This window comes from Microvirga lenta, assembly GCF_020532555.1.
Taxonomy (GTDB): Bacteria; Pseudomonadota; Alphaproteobacteria; order Rhizobiales; family Beijerinckiaceae; genus Microvirga; species Microvirga lenta.
Genome location: NZ_JAJBBR010000005.1, coordinates 222555 through 239759, shown reverse-complemented (window position 1 = coordinate 239759; position 17205 = coordinate 222555). Strand labels below are relative to the sequence as shown.

Below are 17205 nucleotides of genomic sequence, written 5' to 3'. Positions count from 1 at the left end.
CTTGATGGCCAAGGAGAGACGTCGTGCAGGACATGAACAGGACGAGGGCTAAAACCGCGCATGGGATGCGGGGCTCGCGAGAGCACGACCGCGCAGGGCGTTCGCGTCCGGCCTCCGGATCATGGCTTGCGCCGGCCCTGATCGGCGGAGTGGCGGCGGCCCTGAGCGCCACGGCGCTCTACGTGCATCGACGTTCCAAGGAGGCGGAGCGGCTGCACCCGCCCATCGGCCGCTTCATCGACGTCAACGGCGTCCGCCTGCACTACATCGAGCGCGGGCAGGGCGAACCGCTTGCGCTCATTCACGGCAACGGCTCGCTCATGCAGGATTTCCTGATCTGCGGCATGGTGGACGAACTCGCCAAGCGCTACCGGGTGATCGTGATCGAGCGCCCGGGCTTCGGCTACAGCTCGCGCCCGCGCCGCCTCTGGACCCCGCAGGCGCAGGCGAAGCTGATGCATGATGCGCTTCAACGCCTCGGGGTCGAGCGGGCCCACGTGCTCGGCCATTCCTGGGGCGCCATGGTCGCAGCGGCGCTTGCCGTGGATTTCCCCACTTTCGTGGAGAGCCTCGTTCTGGAATCCGGCTACTTCTACCCGACCCCGCGGGCGGATGTGCTGCTCGTCTCGCCGCCTGCCGTTCCCGTGGTCGGCGACGTGATACGCCATACCATCGCGCCCGTGACCTCGAGCCTCATGCTTCCGCAGATCTTCGACAAGATCTTCGATCCCGCACCCGTTCCGGAGCATTTCGCACGGCACTTCCCCCGGGAGCTGGTCCTCAGGCCGTCGCACCTGCGCGCGGCCTCGGAGGACGTCGCGCTGATGATCCCGTCGGCCGCCAAGCTCCAGCACCGCTACCACGAGATCACGGCTCCGCTCGTGATCGTCGCGGGCGCGGGTGACCGGATCGTGGATATAGAACGCCATTCCGAGCGCTTGCATCACGATGTCCCGGGCAGCGAATTCGTGGAAATGCCGGGCATCGGCCATATGGGCCACCAATCGGCGCCGGATCTGGTGATCGAGGCCGTGGAGCGAGCCGTGCATCGGGCGAGACGGTCCCGCGTCGCGGCGCCGACAGGCGAAACCGTAGAGGCGCGCTGGCCCTGATGCGGCGCAATGGCGGTGGAATACGCAGGCTTCCCTTGTATTCCGCCGCCGTTACGCCTATGTAACATTTATCGACATTTGGCCGGACAATCGGGCTGTTACGCCTTGGCATGCCAGGCGCACGTTCAGACACTCTTCCAAACATCGACGAACCGGGTTCGAGGCCGTGCGTTGCCACGCCCTTGCGCCCACGTGCACTGACACATGACTGAGGAATATCCCATGAACACGGGCACCGTGAAATTCTACAACGACCAAAAGGGCTTCGGCTTCATCCAGCCGGACAACGGCGACAAGGACGTGTTCGTCCACGCCACCGCTCTCGAGCGCGCCGGCATCCGCGGCCTTCGCGAAGGCCAGAAGGTGTCCTTCGACACCGCCGAGGATCGTCGCAGCGGCAAGGTCGCCGTCAACAACATCCAGACGGCCTGAGCACGAACCGGCGTAGGTGATCTGCGCCATCTTCTGGAGCCGCCCCGTCAGGGGCGGCTTTTTGCTTGGCATGAGGCCGGTGAAACCCGCTTCATGTCACCCACGATTGAGGGTGTGATGTACACGTTCCACAAATCCGCTCCCGCGAAGTCGGTCATGTTCCTCGTCACCTACACGGACGGACGCACGGCCTATCTCTGGTCGGAAGGGCACAGCAAGGGGGTCGACGATCTGCGCGTGAACCTCATCGCGAAGGAGCAGCAGGATCAGGGGCTCATTCCCGCGGGCGCCATCGCCAGCATCAAGCGCGTCCGCTGAGCGATGGCGACGCGCAGCGAGCGACTGAACGAATTCGTGACGGATCGCGACCCGCCCTCGGGATGCTTCGTCGAGCTGCTGTGCGAGGACCATGTGGGAACCTATCTCATTCCCTTTCCATGCGAGCGCGCCGACGGGAAATGGATCAACGGGCGAACCGGCGACGCGATCGAGGCGGAGGTTCTGGGCTGGCGCAATGCGCGCATTGCCGAGAAGCCCGCTTCACCCGACCGAAACCAAGCCGCAGAGAGCCCTACAGACGCCGGATGAGGCGTTCCGTCAGGGACTGCGAAACGGCCGTCAACTCGTGCCACGGGTCTTCGCCCATGTGCTGCAGGCGCCCGGCCAGGTTGGCGACGCGGTAGTGCGATCCGTTCTGCAGGCTCGGAAGCTCGCTCCAGGACAGGGGCGTCGACACGGGTGCGCCTGAGCGCGCCCGCGTGGAATAGGGCGCCACCGCCGTCGCCCCGCGACCGTTGCGGAGATAGTCGATGAAGATGCGGCCCTCACGGGCGCGCTTCGCCAGGCTCGCGGTGTAGCGATCCGGCGCATCCTTCGCCATGGCCAGGGCGACGCGTTCGGCGAAGGCCTTCGTCGCGTCCCAGCCGGCCCTCGGCTTGACGGGGACCACCACGTGCAGCCCCTTGCCGCCGGTCGTCTTCACGAAGCTTTCGAGGCCCAGATCCTTCAGGCGCTGGCGCACCTCCTGTGCTCCCTCCACCACCGCCGGCCACGCGACGTTCTCCCCCGGATCGAGATCGAAAACGATCCGGTCGGGCTTTTCGGCGGCTTTCAGCTTCGACCCCCAAGGGTGGATTTCAAGCACGCCGGCCTGCACCAGGGCGAGAAAGCCGCGCAGGTCGCGAATGGCAAGCACCTCGTCGTCGCCGATGCTCACCCGCTGCACGAGGCTTTCGTCCAGCCCGGCCCAGGCGTGCTTTTGGAAGAAACATTCCTTGTGGGAGCCCGATGGGCAGCGCAGGAGCGAGAGCGGCCTGTCGACGATGTGCGGCAGGATCCAGTCCGCAATTTCGGTGTAGAATTCCGCCAGCCCCAGCTTGGTCAGGCCCTCGTCCTCCCACAATACGCGATCGGGATGGGTGAGCCGCGCCGATGCGAGCGCTGGCGATGAGGTCGCGGGAGGCGCGCTTACGGTCCCGTCCTCGCGCACCACCTCGCGCGGGTCCTTGTCCTCCCGCAGGCCCTTGAAGGCCGCATGACGCAGATGCCCGTCATGGGTCCAGCCGCGATACTCGACCTCCGCCACGAGTTCGGGCCGCATCCACCGCACGTTGCGCCGCGCCTCCGCGGAGAGTCGTGCGTGGAATGGCGACGCCTGCATTTCGAGGGCGCTGATCTGCGCCCAGAGCGAACGCGCGGTCGCGGCCGTGAAGCCGGTTCCGGTGCGGCCGACATGCACGAGGTCCTTGCCGTCGTAGTAGCCCAGGACCAGGGAGCCCACGGCCTTGCGGCTGGTGGAGGAGGGGACGTAGCCTGCAACGACGAATTCCTGCCGCTGGGTGCACTTGCTCTTGAGCCAATGCTCGCCGCGCCCGGATTTGTAGGGCTGGTCCGCCCGCTTGGAGACGATGCCCTCCAGTCCCATGCGGCAGGCGTGGCGGATGAGAGAAGCGCCGTCCTCGGCGATGTGTTCGCTGAACCGGATCGTGCCCCCTTCCGGCAGATCGTCAAGCGCGAGCTGCAGAAGCGCCTTGCGGTCCTGCAGCGGGACCTGACGCAGGTCCTGCCCGTCGAGATAGAGCAGGTCGAAAGCGTAGAAGATCATGCGATCCGTGCGGCCGGTCGACAGGTCCTGCTGCAGGGCCGAGAAGTCGGAGACGCCGCTCTCGTCCTCCACCACGATCTCGCCGTCGATCAGCGCGGAGGGCAGGCGCAGCTCCTTCAGGGCTTCGGCGATGGACGAGAACTTCCTCGTCCAGTCCAGTCCTTTCCGCGTGAGCAGGCGGACCTTGCCGCCGTCGATGCGCGCCTGGATGCGGTAGCCGTCGAACTTGATCTCGTGCAGCCAGTGCGGACCCGTGGGCGCGCTCGCCACCAGCTTGGCGAGGCTCGGTTCGACGAAGGGCGGCAGGATCGCCTTTCTGGCGCCGGCGATCTTCGCCGTCTTCCTCCTGGCGTCCGGCCGGGATGCCTCCACCTCGATGCGGTTGCGGTGATCGATCCGCAATTCGCCCTCGCGCGCCAGCTCCTCGATGGTGCGCCCGGAACGGATCGAGGCCGCTTCCTCCTCCACGATCTCGGGCGCGCCCGGCGCGCGGGCGTGTTCGTCCTCGGATTTCAGCAGCAGCCATTGCTCCTTCGTCTCGCGCGGTTTCGGGCGCGTGCGAACGAGATGCCAGCGACCTTTCAGGCGCCGGCCTTCGAGGGTGAAGGTCAGGCGGCCCTCGGCGTAGGCCTTGTGTGGGTCGCCCTCGGGCAGCCAGCGGCCTTCGTCCCAGACAATCATGGTGCCGCCGCCATACTGACCGGCGGGAATGACGCCCTCGAAGGTGAGGTATTCGAGGGGATGGTCCTCGGTATGGATCGACAGGCGCTTCTCGCCCGGAACGAGACTCGGGCCACGGGTGACGGCCCAGCTCTTCAGGACGCCGTCGAGTTCGAGGCGGAGATCGAAATGCAGGCGTCGTGCCGCGTGTTTCTGCACCGCGAAGCGGTTGCCCTTCACCTTCGTTCGCTTCGCTCGCGGCTCGGTGGTGACGGAGAAGTCGCGCTTGGCGTCATAGGTCTTGAGCGAGCCCGGCTCATGCGCGCGCTTAGACACCGCGCGCGGCCGCTTTGCGGAGTTGCCTTTCGCCATGAGGTCAGCTCGCGCGCTTCATGCTCTTGGAGCGACCTGCGCCCGAACGCGCCTTGGCGGAACTGCGCCCGCCGGGTGCCGCCTTCTTGCGTTCCGAGGGCTTTGCCTTCTTCGCCGCAGGCTTCTCGGCCTCGATGCTCTTGCGCAGGGCGTCCATCAGGTTGACCACGTTCGACGGCTTGGGCGCGGAGACGGCTTTCGTCCCATGACCGTCCTGCTTGGAGCGCACGAGCTCGATCAGCGCGTTCTCGTAGCGGTCCTCGAACATCTTCGGGTCGAAATGGGCGGTCTTGCCTTCGATGATGTGGGCCGCGAGGTCGCGCATCTCCTTCGGGTATTTGATCTCCGGGATCTCGTCGAAGATGCTGCTCTCGTCCCGGACCTCTGCCGCGGAATGCAGCGTGGTTCCCATCAGTCCCTGGTCGAGGGGTTCCAGCAGAAGCAGCCTTTCGCGCCGCGCCATCACGAGGCGGCCCAGGCCCGCCATGCCCTTGTCGCGGATGGCGTCGCGGATGACCGCGAAGGCCTCCTGCGCCACCCGGTCGTCGGGGGCGATGTAGTAGGAGGTGTCGAGATAGCGCTCGTCCACCTCGTCGCGCGGAATGAAGGCCTCGATATCGATGGTATGCGTGCTCTCGAGCTTGAGCGCGTCGAGCTCCTCGTCCTCCACGAGGATGTAGCTGCCCTTGCCGACCTTGTAGCCCTTCACCTGATCTTCCGGCTCGACCGGCTCCCCGGTCTCGGAATCGATATATTGCCGCTGGACGCGATTGCCGGTCTTGCGGTTGAGGGTGTTGAAACGGATCCGGCTCGATGAATTGGTCGACGGATAGATGGCCACCGCGCAGGAAACCAGCGATAGCTTCAAGTAGCCTTTCCAGATTGCCCGTGCCGCCATAGTAATACTCCGAACTATACTTGGACACGAGAGTCGTTTCGACTCATCGCTGATTCAATCCGCCGCAGGTTCGAATCAAACGCGACTCTATTTGAGTCGTTCCGAATCATTTTTTCTTGCATTTTTGCTTTCAGCCCGAAGGAAGACGGCGGATCGGCCCGTTTCGGAAAACCTATATTCTGCGGGGGAAGACGCTCGTTCGGCCGGTGCTGCGGCGGACGCATTGGCGCAGGCCGGATGCGCAAACTTGCAAGGTCGTCTTTCCCTGCATTACGGAACTCTCCCGTCCGGGGCCTGTGGGACGTCATTGAAGGAAGCTCTCTGGTGGATGTGTTCGATGTGGTGGTGATCGGGGCCGGCGCGGCCGGCATGATGTGCGCCATCGAGGCCGGAAAGCGCGGCCGTTCGGTGCTGGTCGTCGACCATGCCGCCAAGCCGGGCGAGAAGATCCGCATCTCCGGCGGGGGGCGGTGCAACTTCACAAACCTCCATGCCGCTCCGCAGAACTTCCTGTCGCAGAACCCGAGCTTCGCCATTTCGGCCCTGCGCCGGTACACCCAGCGCGATTTCATCGCCCTGGTGGAGAGCCACGGCATCGCCTATCACGAGAAGGCCCTGGGCCAGCTCTTCTGCGACGGCCCCTCGACGCAGATCGTCAATCTGCTGCTGTCGGAGATGAAGCTCCACGGGGCGGAGCTGCGCCTTTCCACGCACGTGGAGACGGTCGAGAAGACGGCGGAGGGATTCCGTCTCGGCCTTTCGCACGGAATGATCGGGTGCCGGTCCCTCGTGGTCGCCACCGGGGGCAAGTCCATTCCGAAGATGGGCGCGACCGGCTTCGGATACGATCTCGCGGCGCAGTTCGGCCTGAAGGTCACGGAGACACGGCCGGCCCTCGTCCCCCTGACCCTGGAGCCCACCATGCTGGAGCGGCTCAAGCCCCTGGCGGGTGTGGCGGTGGACGCGGTGGTGGCCTGCGGCAAGACCCGCTTCGCGGAGGCGATGCTGTTCACGCACCGGGGCCTGAGCGGTCCGGCGATCCTGCAGATCTCGTCCTATTGGCGCGAGGGCGGGGAAATCACGGTTTCCATGCTGCCGCAGGTCGACCTGTTCGAGGAGCTGCGGGCCGCCCGCTCCCGCAACGGGCGTCAGGCCCTGCAGACCGCGCTCTCCGCCTTCCTTCCCAAGCGCCTGGCACAGCTTATCGCCGAGGGCGAGCCGGGCCCCGCCAATCTCGCGGATTATTCCGACAAGCATCTGCGGCGGATCGAGGGCGCCGTGAACCAGTGGCGCTTCAAACCGGCCGGGTCGGAAGGGTACCGCACGGCGGAAGTGACGCTGGGCGGCGTGGACACGCGCGAGCTCGACTCCCGCACCATGGAGGCCAAGGCCGTGCCGGGGCTCTATTTCATCGGCGAGGTGGTGGACGTGACCGGCTGGCTCGGCGGCTACAATTTTCAATGGGCCTGGTCGTCGGGCTGGTGCGCGGGGCAGGTGGCCTGAGGCCCCGGCCGCTGCGTTCGACGGGTGTTCCGCAGCGTCATTCGCCGGGCTGGCGGTGCGATTTCAGGACGAGGGTGAAGGGCAGGGTGGCGACGCGCCTGCGGTTCTCGTCCTCGATCTCGATGGACCAGCGCGCCCAGTTGCGGAAGCGTCCTTCCTTGGTGATCAGGTCGAGCACGGCGACGACGGCGTGCTCCAGCGCTTCTCCCGGGTCCGAGCAGGTCTCGCCCCGCGAATCGAGGACATGGAGATGTCCGTATCGAAGATTGAAGAAGTAACGAGGCACGGATGCTACAGCGTGATGGGCCCCGCCGGTCCGTTGTAGAGAATGGAGAATCCCCGCGACCGCAATGCGTGGAGAAGCGCGTTGGACCTGACATGTCCGGCCACGAGGCCCGGCTTCTGGGGGGACGTTTCCGCCAGCCCGAATTCCGCCGCTGCAATGAGCTTCGCCTTCTGGGAGACGGGCTCGATCGTCCAAAGCGTCTCGGTGCTGCGGGAGACCTGGAAATCGATCTCGAGTCCGCTTCGTCCTGCAGCCGCCCTTGCCGGCTGGTCTTCTGCTCGCATGATACCCCTCGGATCGTTGTGACGCTGAAACCCTCGTGATGGGCATGGCCGATTCGAAAGTGCTACGTCTCAGCTTCCGCTGGGTTACGCCTAAGTTTCATCCCCCGTTTGGGATAAAAAGAAGGTTGTCGGCGTTGTTTGTTTACAAACCGGCAGTTGTCGGCCAAGCTTGGCCCGTCACATGGCACATACGCGCTCTGCCCCGGTCGCGGCATCGACCTTGGATTGCTTCGGTCGCATCTTCGATGCGCTGGGCTTCGGCACTCTCGTGATCGGCCCCGATCTGCAGATCCTCCACTTCAACCGCTTGGCGAAGCAGCATTTCGGGGCAGGGTTGCACATCAAGGCAGGTGGCTTGGCGGCGAGCGATCCCGCATCCGACAAGGTGCTGCAGAACATCCTCAGGGAGCACCGGGACGGCGCCTCCGAGGCAAGGAGTGCCCTCGGCCTGGGCCGAATCGACAGAAGACCCCTGATCCTGCGGATCGTCGACATCGCTGGCGACATGCGGCCGGTCTTCGAGGGAGCCGCGCTGGTCGCCGTCCTTGTCGACCCCGAGACGTGCCCCGAGCCGTCGCCTGTCCTTCTCCAGCAGCTCTTCGGCCTGACCAGGAAAGAGGCCCGGGTGGCCACCCGGCTCATGTGCGGCCTTACGGTTCAGGAGATTGCGAAGGAGGCGGGCGTGAGCGTCGGCACGATCCGCGCACAGATCAAGGCGGTCTTCGCCAAGACCGGAACGAAGCGGCAGGCCGAGCTCGTCGGCCTCATGACCCGGCTCGCGGTCATCTCGAAGGACGTGGAACGGACGCTTTCCACAGGGACGAAGCCAGCCTGACGAGGCGCCGGAGGCTCTACGCTCCGGCTTCCAAGCTTGACCTTCGCGGGCACGGACGGGAAAAGGGAACATGATCCTTTCCCGTGCATCTTCGTATCGAGATACATTCCGGACGTGCCGGGAGATCGTCGCGATGGGCGCTCCGACCGGAATCCAGCGAGGGGAGGCAGCATGAGGGTGATCGTGTGCGGTGCCGGCCAGGTCGGCTCGACCATTGCACGCCATCTCGCCACCGAAGGCATCGACGTCACCGTGCTCGACATCTCTCCGGAACAGGCACGGCGCGTCGACGAGTCCTACGATGTGCGCGGTATGGTGGGGCACGCCTCGCATCCCGAGGTGCTCGAGCGCGCAGGCGCCCGCGATGCCGACATGCTGATCGCGGTGACCCGCTCGGACGAGGTCAACATGGTGGCCTGCCAGGTCGCCTATTCCCTGTTCAAGGTCCGCCGCCGCATCGCCCGGGTGCGCTATCACGGCTATCTGGAGCCGATCTGGCAGGGGCTCTATGCCAGCGACCAGATGCCCATCGACGTCATCATCTCCCCCGAGGTGGAGGTGGCGAACGGCATCGTGCGGCGTCTCAGGACCCCCGGGGCGTTCGATACCGTCTCGCTGGCGGACGGGCGGGTGCAGCTCCTCGGCATCCACTGCAATTCGGGCAATTGCGCCATGGCGGGGCGCCGCCTGAGCGACCTTCCCGCCATGGGGGCGGAGCCGGGCTTCGTGGTGGTGGCGGTGGTGCGCGGCGGGCAGGGCTTCGTGCCGCGGGGACACGACCGGATCGAGCGTGGCGACGACGTCTACGTGGTGAGCGAGCCCCGCCGGGTCGAGGACGTGATGCGGCTGTTCGGGCATACGGAGCAGGTGGCCCGCCGCATCGTGATCATCGGCGGCGGCAATGTGGGCCTCAACCTCGCCAAGCGCCTCGCGGCCAAGGCGCCGGGCCTGTCCCTGAAGGTGGTCGAGCATTCCCGCGAGAGGGCGGAGTTCCTGGCCCGGGAACTCGGGGACATGGCGGTCGTCCTGCACGGGGACGCGCTCGACAAGGAGGTGCTCGCCGAGGCGAATGTGAGCGCCGCCGAGACGGTCGTCGCCGTGACCAACGACGACGAGACCAACATCTTCACGTCAGTCCTGGCCAAGCACGAGGGCTGCCCGCGCGCCGTGACGCTGGTCAACAAGACTTCCTACGAGCCTGTCCTGCCGGCGCTCGGGATCGACGCGGTGGTCAGCCCCAACGCCATCACCATCTCCAGCATCCTGCGCCATGTGCGGCATCGCTCGGTTGCGGCGCTCTACACCCTGCGCGAGGATTTCGGCGAGGTGATCGAGGCCGTGGCGCAGCCCGGCGCGCCACTCGTGCAGGGAACGCTGCGCGAGATCGGGTTGCCGGAAGGAATGCTGATCGGCGCCATCGTGCGCAGCAACGAAGTGATCATTCCGACCGGCGAGTCGCGGGTCCTTCCCGGCGACCGGGTCATCGCCATGGTGACCTACCGGGTTCTTCGCCGGGCCGAGGCGATGCTCGGCACCACGCGGGCCGAAGGTTGAGGCCCGTATGCCACGCCCGCTTCCCGTGAATCCCGTCTTCCGAACCTGGTCGCCGCCGAAGCTGCGTCCGGTGCTCTATCTGATCGGCGGGATGCTGGTCGCGCTCTCGACCGCCATGCTGCCGCCGATGATCGCCGACCTGATCGCGCGCAATCCGGATTGGCTGGCCTTCTTCGTGTCGAGCGGACTGACCTTCGTCTGCGGTGCCGGTCTCCTCTACGGCGCCCGCTGCCGCCTCTCTGGCGGGCTTACCCTGCGCCAGTCCTTCGTTCTCACGCCGCTCGCATGGTCCACCATTGCGCTGTTCGGAGCCATGCCGCTCTATTTCTCGGATTATGCGCAGCTGAAGGACAGTTTCACGAACGCGTTCTTCGAGTCCATGTCGGGCCTCACCACCACGGGCTCCACAGTGATCGTGGGGCTCGACGCCGCCCCTCCCGGCATTCTCCTGTGGCGCGCGCTGCTGCAATGGATGGGCGGCATCGGCATCGTCGCGACGGCCATCGCCATCCTCCCGGCGCTCGGGGTCGGCGGCATGCAGCTTTTCCGCACGGAATCGTCGGATCGTTCCGAAAAGGTCATGCCCCGCGTGCGCGAGATCGCGACCGCCATCGGCCTCGTCTATGTCGGTCTCACCGTCACCTGCGGCTTCCTCTACTGGCTTGCCGGAATGACGCCGTTCGAGGCGCTCGTGCACGGGCTCACGACGCTGTCGACCGGCGGCTATTCCACCTCGGACAGCTCCATGGGCAAGTTCGGTCCCGCGGCCCAGTGGATCTGCACGGTGTTCATGCTCTGCGGCGGCATTCCGTTCGTGCTCTATGTCCGGATGCTGCAGGGCGAGCGCGACAGCTTGCGCGACAGCCAGGTCCGCAGCCTGCTCGCTCTCCTCGGCATCGTGATCTTCGGTCTTGCGATCTGGCTGATCGCGAACGGCCGCTACGGAATCGAGGAGGCCTTCCGTCAGGCGGCCTTCAACGTGGTTTCGGTGGTCACCACGACCGGGTTCGCGACGACGGATTACAGCCTGTGGGGCAACGTGGCGGTGGGGATCTTCTTCGGCCTCACCTTCGTGGGCGGCTGCACGGGCTCGACGGCCGGCGGCATCAAGATCTTCCGTTTCGAGGTGATGGCGACGCTCCTGCGCTCGCATGTGCGGCATCTCATCTACCCGCGAGGCGTCTTCCAGCGCGTCTATGCCGGGCGCGTGCTGCCCGACGACGTGGTGGCCTCGGTCGTCGTCTTCTTCGCTTTCTTCTTCATCTGCTACAGCGCCGTCACGATCATGCTGATGGCGCTCGACCTCGATTTCCTCACCAGTGCCAGCGCGGCGGTGACCGCACTGGCGAATGTGGGGCCCGGGCTTGGCCCCATCATCGGCCCGGCGGGCAATTTCGCCACCGTTCCGGATTCCGCGAAATGGATCCTGTCCTTCGCGATGCTGCTGGGCCGGCTCGAACTCTTCACGGTGCTGATCCTGTTCTTCCCGCATTTCTGGCGCGGATGATCCGCGCTATTCGGCGCTGCGCCACTCTTGAAGGGAAACGACCTTCGAGGAGGAATCCTGCGGCCCGACCAGGGCTCCGATCTGTGCGGCGAGCTGGTCCTGGGTGTAGGGCTTGGGCAGCCGGGGAAGATCGAGGGTTGCACCCTCCGGCAGGTCGGCATACCCGGTCGCGAGAAGGATCTTGAGGTCTGGCCGAAGCACCCGCGCGGCACGGGCGAGTTCGAGCCCGGTCATTCCCGGCATGGCATAGTCGGTCAGCAGAAGATCGACAGGCGGACCCGCCCTGAGCATCTCCAATGCCTTGGTTCCCGACTCGGTCTCGATCACGGTATGCCCCAGATCCTCGAGCATGCTGGCCGTGCTCATCAGGATGAGAGCGTCGTCGTCGACGAGGAGAATCGTCGAAGGAGCGGCGGCCGGAACGGCGGAGGCGGTGCGTCGTGGCGCCTCCATGGCCGCCTCCGTCACCGGCAGCCACAACTCCGCGGTCGTGCCTTTCCCAAGAGCGCTCGACAGGCGCAAGGCGCCGCCCGATTGCGCGGCAAGGCCGTAGACCATGGAGAGGCCGAGGCCGGTGCCCTTGCCGACGCCCTTGGTCGAGAAGAAGGGCTCGACGGCCCGCCTGAGCGTTTCCTCGTCCATGCCCGTCCCGGTATCGGTGACCCGCAGGCAGAGATAGCGGCCGGACTGCAGGCCCTCGATCCGGGCATCCGCAACCGCGACCTCGTCGAGTTCCACCGACAGCGAGCCGCCCATGGGCATTGCATCGCGGGCATTGACGGCGAGATTGAGCAGCGCCAGCTCGAGCTGGTTCGGGTCGATCTTCGCGGGGGAAAGACCCGTCGGGAGGGAATAGCGGACCTTCACGCGCGGACCGAGCGAACGCTCCAGCAGATCCTTGATGCCCTCCACGAGTGTCGCCACATCGACCGCACGTGCCTGCAGATCCTGCCGTCGGGCGAAGGCGAGCAGACGCTGTGTGAGGGCGGCGCCGCGCTGCGCGCCCTGAAGGGCCCCGTCCAGATATCGCTGGGCGCGAGGATCCTCCGGAATGCGTTTGCGCAGCAGGTCGAGATTGCCGATCACGGCCATCAGAAGGTTGTTGAAGTCGTGCGCCACGCCGCCCGTGAGCTGGCCCACCGCTTCGATCTTCTGCATCTGGCGTACCTGCTCCTCGAGCTGGCGGGTCTGGGTGATGTCCATCGAGGTGCCGAGCAGCTTTCGCACCCGCCCCTGCGCATCCATGATCGGGATCACGATCACGCGCCGCGTGAACGGGCCATCGAAGCCTTCGCCGCTCGCCTCGTATTCGACGGGCTCCCTGCGCGAGACGCAGCGCGCATAGGCATCCTGAATGGTGCTGCCGAGTTCCCCCGGGAATGCGTCGCGCGGTGCCCGGCCGACGATGGCCTCGGGGGCGACGCCCAATGTGCGGCACAGGGCCGGGTTGATCTCCTCGAAGGCGAAGGAGCCGTCATCCCTGACCGTGGAAAGCAGCAGGCCCGTGGGCGATTGCTGAAACAGGGCCTCGTAACGCGCCTCGCTCTCGCGCCAGCGGACGAAGACCTGACGCTCGTGCCGCGCGCGGCGCATGGCGACGGCGGTGACGCCGAGGAGCGCGAACAGCGCGGCGGCTGTCACCCCGCCGTAGAGCATCAGGTCCTTGTGCCACTTCGCGAGAATGGCGCTCACGGGATGTCCGAATGTTACGTAAAGCGGGTACGGATCGAGCTTGCGGAACGCGTAGATCCGCTCCACTCCGTCCACCTGGGAGACGGTGCGGTAGAGGCCGTGGCTGCCGTTCCGGATGGCGCGCATGAATGCGCTGTCCTGACTCAGGACGGAAGAATGCGAAAGGGACTCGGGCCCCCTGGCCAGCACCGTCCCGTCGCCGCGGATCAGGGATGTCGTGTCCTTGGGCGCGGAGATGAGAGGACGGTAGAAAGCCGCGAAATAGCTCGGCTGAAGCGACGTGACGATGATTCCGTCGAACGAGCCGTCGGGGGTCGAGCGGCGCCGCGCAATGTTGAAGAACACGCTGCCGGGATTCGAGCGCCCGGGATACGACTGGCCGATATAGATGCCCTCGTCCTTTTGCTTGAGGGCGACGAAGTAGTCGCGGTCGGGAACATAGGAGCTGGCCGGAGCCGGAAAGAAGTTGCTGCTGGCCCGTCCCCGCGCTTCGGGATCGATCAACCAGACATTGTCCACCTGATCGAGCTTTCCGTCGATGGCGCGCAGGTCCCGGTGGAGCTCTTCCGAGGCGGCGATTTCGGACCAGCTCATTCCGCGGATTCGCTCGTCCACCCGGTCCAGGACCAGGGATTGGGTCTCGAAGACTCTTCCGGCGTGTTCGCGCAGAACGTCGACCGTGCGGTGGACCAGCTGCTCCGCCTCCTGAAAGCGCTGGCTCCGGCTCTCCCAGGCGGCGACGAGGAACAGCGCGAGCGGAACCAGGACCGCCGCAACGGCCATCAGCCTCAGGGACTTGAGCGACGGGGGCGTAGGTTGGGGGCGCGACGACGTTGGATGGGACAAGCGGTGCTCACATAGTCTCGAGGGCCGGCACCGGCTGCCGGGCGTGACGAGATAGAATAGGGCGGCGGCGGCGATGACAAGAGCAACCGCAACTTCATCCGGAGTTGCCGACGCAGAGCCGGCTGATCTAGAGTGGTTGCGCCGTCGTATGCGTCATGCTCCTCCCGTGCCGGATCGCACGTTCCGGCGAGGGGCTGTACAGCGCGGTTCTGTCACGGAACCGTTTCGGAACGCACGGCAATGCGTGAGCGTCCGGGCTCGAAGGGCCCTGTCCGATTCTCGTCGTCTCCGGCGAGGATGCCGCTTTGCTATCTGGAGGATCGTACCATGGGCGACGACAGGGTGTTGCGCGAAGAAATCCGAATCATGCTGGATGACGCGCGCGCCCGGGTTCGCCGCTACACGGGGCTCTATCCCGACGAGAATCTGACCGAGGACGTTCTGAGCGTGTGCGATGCCGTCATCGCTTGGGACGACCTCAATCCCCGCCTGGAGGAGGCGAGGGCCGCCATCGAAGCGCGATGCTTGCGCCTGGCACAGGTGGCCGACCGCTTCGCCGAGCGCAATCTTGCGACGATCGCCAAGGCAAGGGCGCAGGCCATCGCTGCGATCGACATTCTGCAGGATGCCGTGGTCGATCTGCGCAGGAGCATCCGGCACCCCGTCTACAGCCCCGGCCCCGTGCTGAGACGGCGCAGCCCTTGATCGGGGCTGGATGAGGCCGGTTCGGCCATCATCCTTTTCGGTCCGTTTCTGACATCAATTGGATCAGTTACACTGAGTCCGGCAGCGTCTGTCCGGTGGAGCATGCCTAAAGTCTCGTGGCCGAAGAGACGCATGACCCGGGCGGCTGGACCTCATGAACAGCATGGACAAAACCATCACCAAGGCCACTCTCCGGCAGGAGAAGGAGCGCCTTGCCGATCTCTTCCGGCAGGCGCCGGGCTTCATGGCCGTCATGCGCGGGCCCGACCACGTGTTCGAACTCGCCAATGCGGCCTTCCTCCAGTTCTCCGGCAACCGCGATCTCATCGGAAAGCCCGTGCGCGAGGCGAAGCCCGAACTGGCAGGGCAGGGTTTCTTCGAGCTGCTCGATCAGGTCTACGCGACGGGGATGCCCTTTGTGGGCCGGGAAGTGGCCATGAAGATCCAGAGGCGTCCCGATGCGCCTGCGGAGGATGTCTTCGTCGATTTCGTTTACCAGCCCATCATCGGCGCCGATGGAAACGTCACGGGCATCTTCATCGAGGGCAGCGACGTGACGGATCGGGTGCGTGCGGCCGAACACCAGCAGCTTCTGCTGCACGAGCTGAACCATCGGGTGAAGAACACGCTCGCCACCGTCCAGTCGATCGTGTCCCAGACGCTCCGCACCGCACCGACGCCGCCCGAGGCGCGCGCCGCCATCGAGCAGCGCATGATCGCGCTGTCGCGGGCCCATGACGTGCTGACCCGTCAGAGCTGGGATGGGGCGTCCCTGCGCGAGATCGTCGCGAATGCAATCGAACCCTTCCAGGTGCCTGGAGAGGGGCGGTTCCACATTCAGGGGCCGGATGTGAGGTTGTCGCCTCGCGTGGCCCTCGATCTGGCGATGGCGCTGCACGAGCTGGCGACAAATGCGGTGAAATACGGCGCGCTGTCAAACGATACGGGCCGCATCTTCCTGACCTGGTCGGTCGCTCACGACGTGGAACCGCCCCGCCTGTCGCTGCGCTGGGAGGAGAAGGGCGGTCCGGCGGTGGAGCCGCCGAAGACGCGAGGATTCGGGACCCGGCTGATCGAGCGAAGCCTGGCACAGGCTCTCGGCGGCAGGGTGCAGGTCGATTTCGCTCCCACCGGATTGATCTGCACCATCGATGCTCCTGCCGCCTAGCGCCTGTCGGCAGCTTACGAATGCGACAGCCGGCGGTGCAGCCCTGCGAGCTGTTCGACCCCCAACGCCGCCCAGCGATAGAGCATTCGGACGGGCGGGATGCGCTTCGCCCAATGGAGGCGGTAATACAGCTTCGGGGGAATGTGCGAGACCAGACGGGACCGGCGGTCCAGCAGCAGCGCGAACAACTGCGGCGGCGCGAGATGGGCATAGCGCGGGATGTTCTCGAACCATGCCGCGCTGAGGCGTGCCTCCCGCTGCGGGCGCAGCATGGCGAGCTGCCGTTCCTGTTCGTAGGCGGCGAGGGCGGTCTGCACGTCCTCGTGTCCATGCAGGTTAGCGGCCAGCGCAATCGCATCCTGAATCGCCAGCCGTGTACCCGACCCGATGGAGAAGTGCGTGGTGTGCGCCGCATCGCCCAGGAGCGCGATGTTGTCCGCGTGCCACTTCTCGTTCGTCATGTTGCGGAAATTGAGCCAGGGCAGGCTTTCCTGGCTGTCGGAATGGCTGAGCAGACGATGGCCGTTGAGATGGTCCTCGAAGAGATTCTCGAGGAGCGTGAGGCTCTGGGCGGAGTTCCGCCGGTCGAAGCCCAGGCCCTTCCATGTTTCCGGCGAGCACTCGACGATGAAGGTGCTCATGTCCTTGCTGTAGCCATAGGCATGGAACCAGATCCAGCCGGCCTGCGTCGGCACGAGGCCGAAGGTGAAGGCCTCGAACACCCGCGGCGTGCCGAGCCACACATATTTGTTGCGGCCCAGATCGATCCTGGTCCTGAACCGGTCCATGCGCAGGCGCCGGACCTGACTGCCGACGCCGTCGGCGGCCACGATCACGTCCGCATCCGGCAGTTGGGCCCCCTCCGCGATCTCGTGCTCGAACAGGATCTCGACGCCGAGATCCGTCGCACGCTCCCGCAGGATGGCGAGCAATGTCCGGCGACAGATGCCGAACCCCGTTCCACCGCCGCGCGCCGGCCTGCTGCCCTTCACGTCGACGACCTGATCGATCCACCCGAAGGAGCGGTCGAGAATCGCCTGCGCCGTCACGGGGTCGTTCGCCCGCAGATCGGCGACGAGATCGTCCCAGAACACGACACCCCATCCATGGGTCACCCCTTCCGGGTTACGCTCGTAGACGGTGATCTCGTGGCGCGGGTCGCGCAGCTTCATCAGGATCGCGAAATAGAGACCCGCCGGTCCCGCTCCGACGCATGCGATTTTCATGGGCGTGCCCGCTCTTCCCGC

16 protein-coding genes are annotated in these 17205 nt (G+C 65.8%); 10 read left to right on the top strand and 6 right to left on the bottom strand.

Translation table 11 applies throughout. The features are described 5' to 3' along the window. The first annotated feature begins 32 nt into the window (after positions 1-32). The 4 genes from LGR44_RS09515 to LGR44_RS09500 all read left to right on the top strand — a co-directional run bounded on the left by LGR44_RS09515 (position 33) and on the right by LGR44_RS09500 (position 2132). The gene (locus LGR44_RS09515) at positions 33-1112 is read left to right on the top strand and encodes an alpha/beta fold hydrolase (protein WP_404809917.1); all 1080 of its coding nucleotides are present in this window, start codon (positions 33-35) and stop codon (positions 1110-1112) included. 222 nt (positions 1113-1334) lie between these two features. Further along, positions 1335-1544, top strand: coding sequence for a cold-shock protein (locus LGR44_RS09510; RefSeq protein ID WP_226736237.1), 210 nt, complete (start codon positions 1335-1337; stop codon positions 1542-1544). Between the two features lie 93 nt (positions 1545-1637). After that, positions 1638-1862, top strand: a complete 225-nt coding sequence (locus LGR44_RS09505) for a hypothetical protein (protein ID WP_226739733.1) — start codon at positions 1638-1640, stop codon at positions 1860-1862. Between the two features lie 3 nt (positions 1863-1865). Further along, positions 1866-2132, top strand: a complete 267-nt coding sequence (locus LGR44_RS09500) for a hypothetical protein (protein WP_226739731.1) — start codon at positions 1866-1868, stop codon at positions 2130-2132. On the opposite strand, the gene ligD is transcribed toward LGR44_RS09500, so the two are convergent. Together ligD and ku are read right to left on the bottom strand one after the other, a co-directional pair. Then, on the bottom strand, positions 2116-4680 hold the full coding sequence (ligD, locus tag LGR44_RS09495; protein WP_226739729.1) for a DNA ligase D: 2565 nt from the start codon (positions 4678-4680) through the stop codon (positions 2116-2118). The two genes, LGR44_RS09500 and ligD, sit on opposite strands and share 17 nt — an antisense overlap. 4 nt (positions 4681-4684) lie before the next feature. Further along, positions 4685-5578 carry a non-homologous end joining protein Ku gene (ku, locus tag LGR44_RS09490; protein WP_226739727.1) on the bottom strand — a complete coding sequence of 298 codons (894 nt, stop codon included), beginning with the start codon at positions 5576-5578 and terminating at the stop codon, positions 4685-4687. 324 nt (positions 5579-5902) lie between these two features. Between ku and LGR44_RS09485 the strand changes: the two genes are divergently transcribed. Further along, entirely contained in the window at positions 5903-7081 is a 1179-nt protein-coding gene (locus LGR44_RS09485; RefSeq protein WP_226739725.1) for a BaiN/RdsA family NAD(P)/FAD-dependent oxidoreductase, read from the top strand. Between the two features lie 37 nt (positions 7082-7118). Here the strand turns inward: LGR44_RS09485 and LGR44_RS09480 are convergent, their stop codons facing one another. Then, on the bottom strand, positions 7119-7367 hold the full coding sequence (locus LGR44_RS09480) for a DUF6894 family protein (protein ID WP_226739723.1): 249 nt from the start codon (positions 7365-7367) through the stop codon (positions 7119-7121). Between the two features lie 5 nt (positions 7368-7372). After that, positions 7373-7651: a hypothetical protein gene (locus LGR44_RS09475; RefSeq protein ID WP_226739721.1), complete on the bottom strand. Its 279-nt coding sequence runs from the start codon at positions 7649-7651 to the stop codon at positions 7373-7375. A gap of 181 nt (positions 7652-7832) precedes the next feature. Here LGR44_RS09475 and LGR44_RS09470 point away from each other — a divergent pair, with 181 nt between their 5' ends. The 3 genes from LGR44_RS09470 (at position 7833) to LGR44_RS09460 (ending at position 11547) form a co-directional block, all read left to right on the top strand. Next, positions 7833-8486, top strand: a complete 654-nt coding sequence (locus LGR44_RS09470; RefSeq protein WP_226739719.1) for a helix-turn-helix transcriptional regulator — start codon at positions 7833-7835, stop codon at positions 8484-8486. Between the two features lie 171 nt (positions 8487-8657). Further along, positions 8658-10040 (top strand): Trk system potassium transporter TrkA, encoded by a 1383-nt coding sequence (trkA, locus tag LGR44_RS09465; RefSeq protein WP_226739718.1) that lies wholly within the window; start codon positions 8658-8660, stop codon positions 10038-10040. A gap of 7 nt (positions 10041-10047) precedes the next feature. Continuing rightward, entirely contained in the window at positions 10048-11547 is a 1500-nt protein-coding gene (locus LGR44_RS09460; RefSeq protein WP_226739716.1) for a TrkH family potassium uptake protein, read from the top strand. A gap of 6 nt (positions 11548-11553) precedes the next feature. On the opposite strand, the gene LGR44_RS09455 is transcribed toward LGR44_RS09460, so the two are convergent. Next, a complete protein-coding gene (locus LGR44_RS09455; RefSeq protein ID WP_226739714.1) occupies positions 11554-14085 on the bottom strand; it encodes a hybrid sensor histidine kinase/response regulator in 2532 nt (843 codons plus the stop codon). A 366-nt stretch (positions 14086-14451) separates the two neighbouring features. Here LGR44_RS09455 and LGR44_RS09450 point away from each other — a divergent pair, with 366 nt between their 5' ends. Then, the gene (locus LGR44_RS09450; RefSeq protein ID WP_226739712.1) at positions 14452-14790 is read left to right on the top strand and encodes a hypothetical protein; all 339 of its coding nucleotides are present in this window, start codon (positions 14452-14454) and stop codon (positions 14788-14790) included. A gap of 163 nt (positions 14791-14953) precedes the next feature. Then, positions 14954-15958 (top strand): sensor histidine kinase, encoded by a 1005-nt coding sequence (locus LGR44_RS09445; protein ID WP_226739710.1) that lies wholly within the window; start codon positions 14954-14956, stop codon positions 15956-15958. Between the two features lie 14 nt (positions 15959-15972). Here LGR44_RS09445 and LGR44_RS09440 read toward each other — a convergent pair whose 3' ends face one another. Next, the gene (locus tag LGR44_RS09440) at positions 15973-17184 is read right to left on the bottom strand and encodes an FAD-dependent monooxygenase (protein ID WP_226739708.1); all 1212 of its coding nucleotides are present in this window, start codon (positions 17182-17184) and stop codon (positions 15973-15975) included. Between the last annotated feature and the right edge of the window lie 21 nt (positions 17185-17205).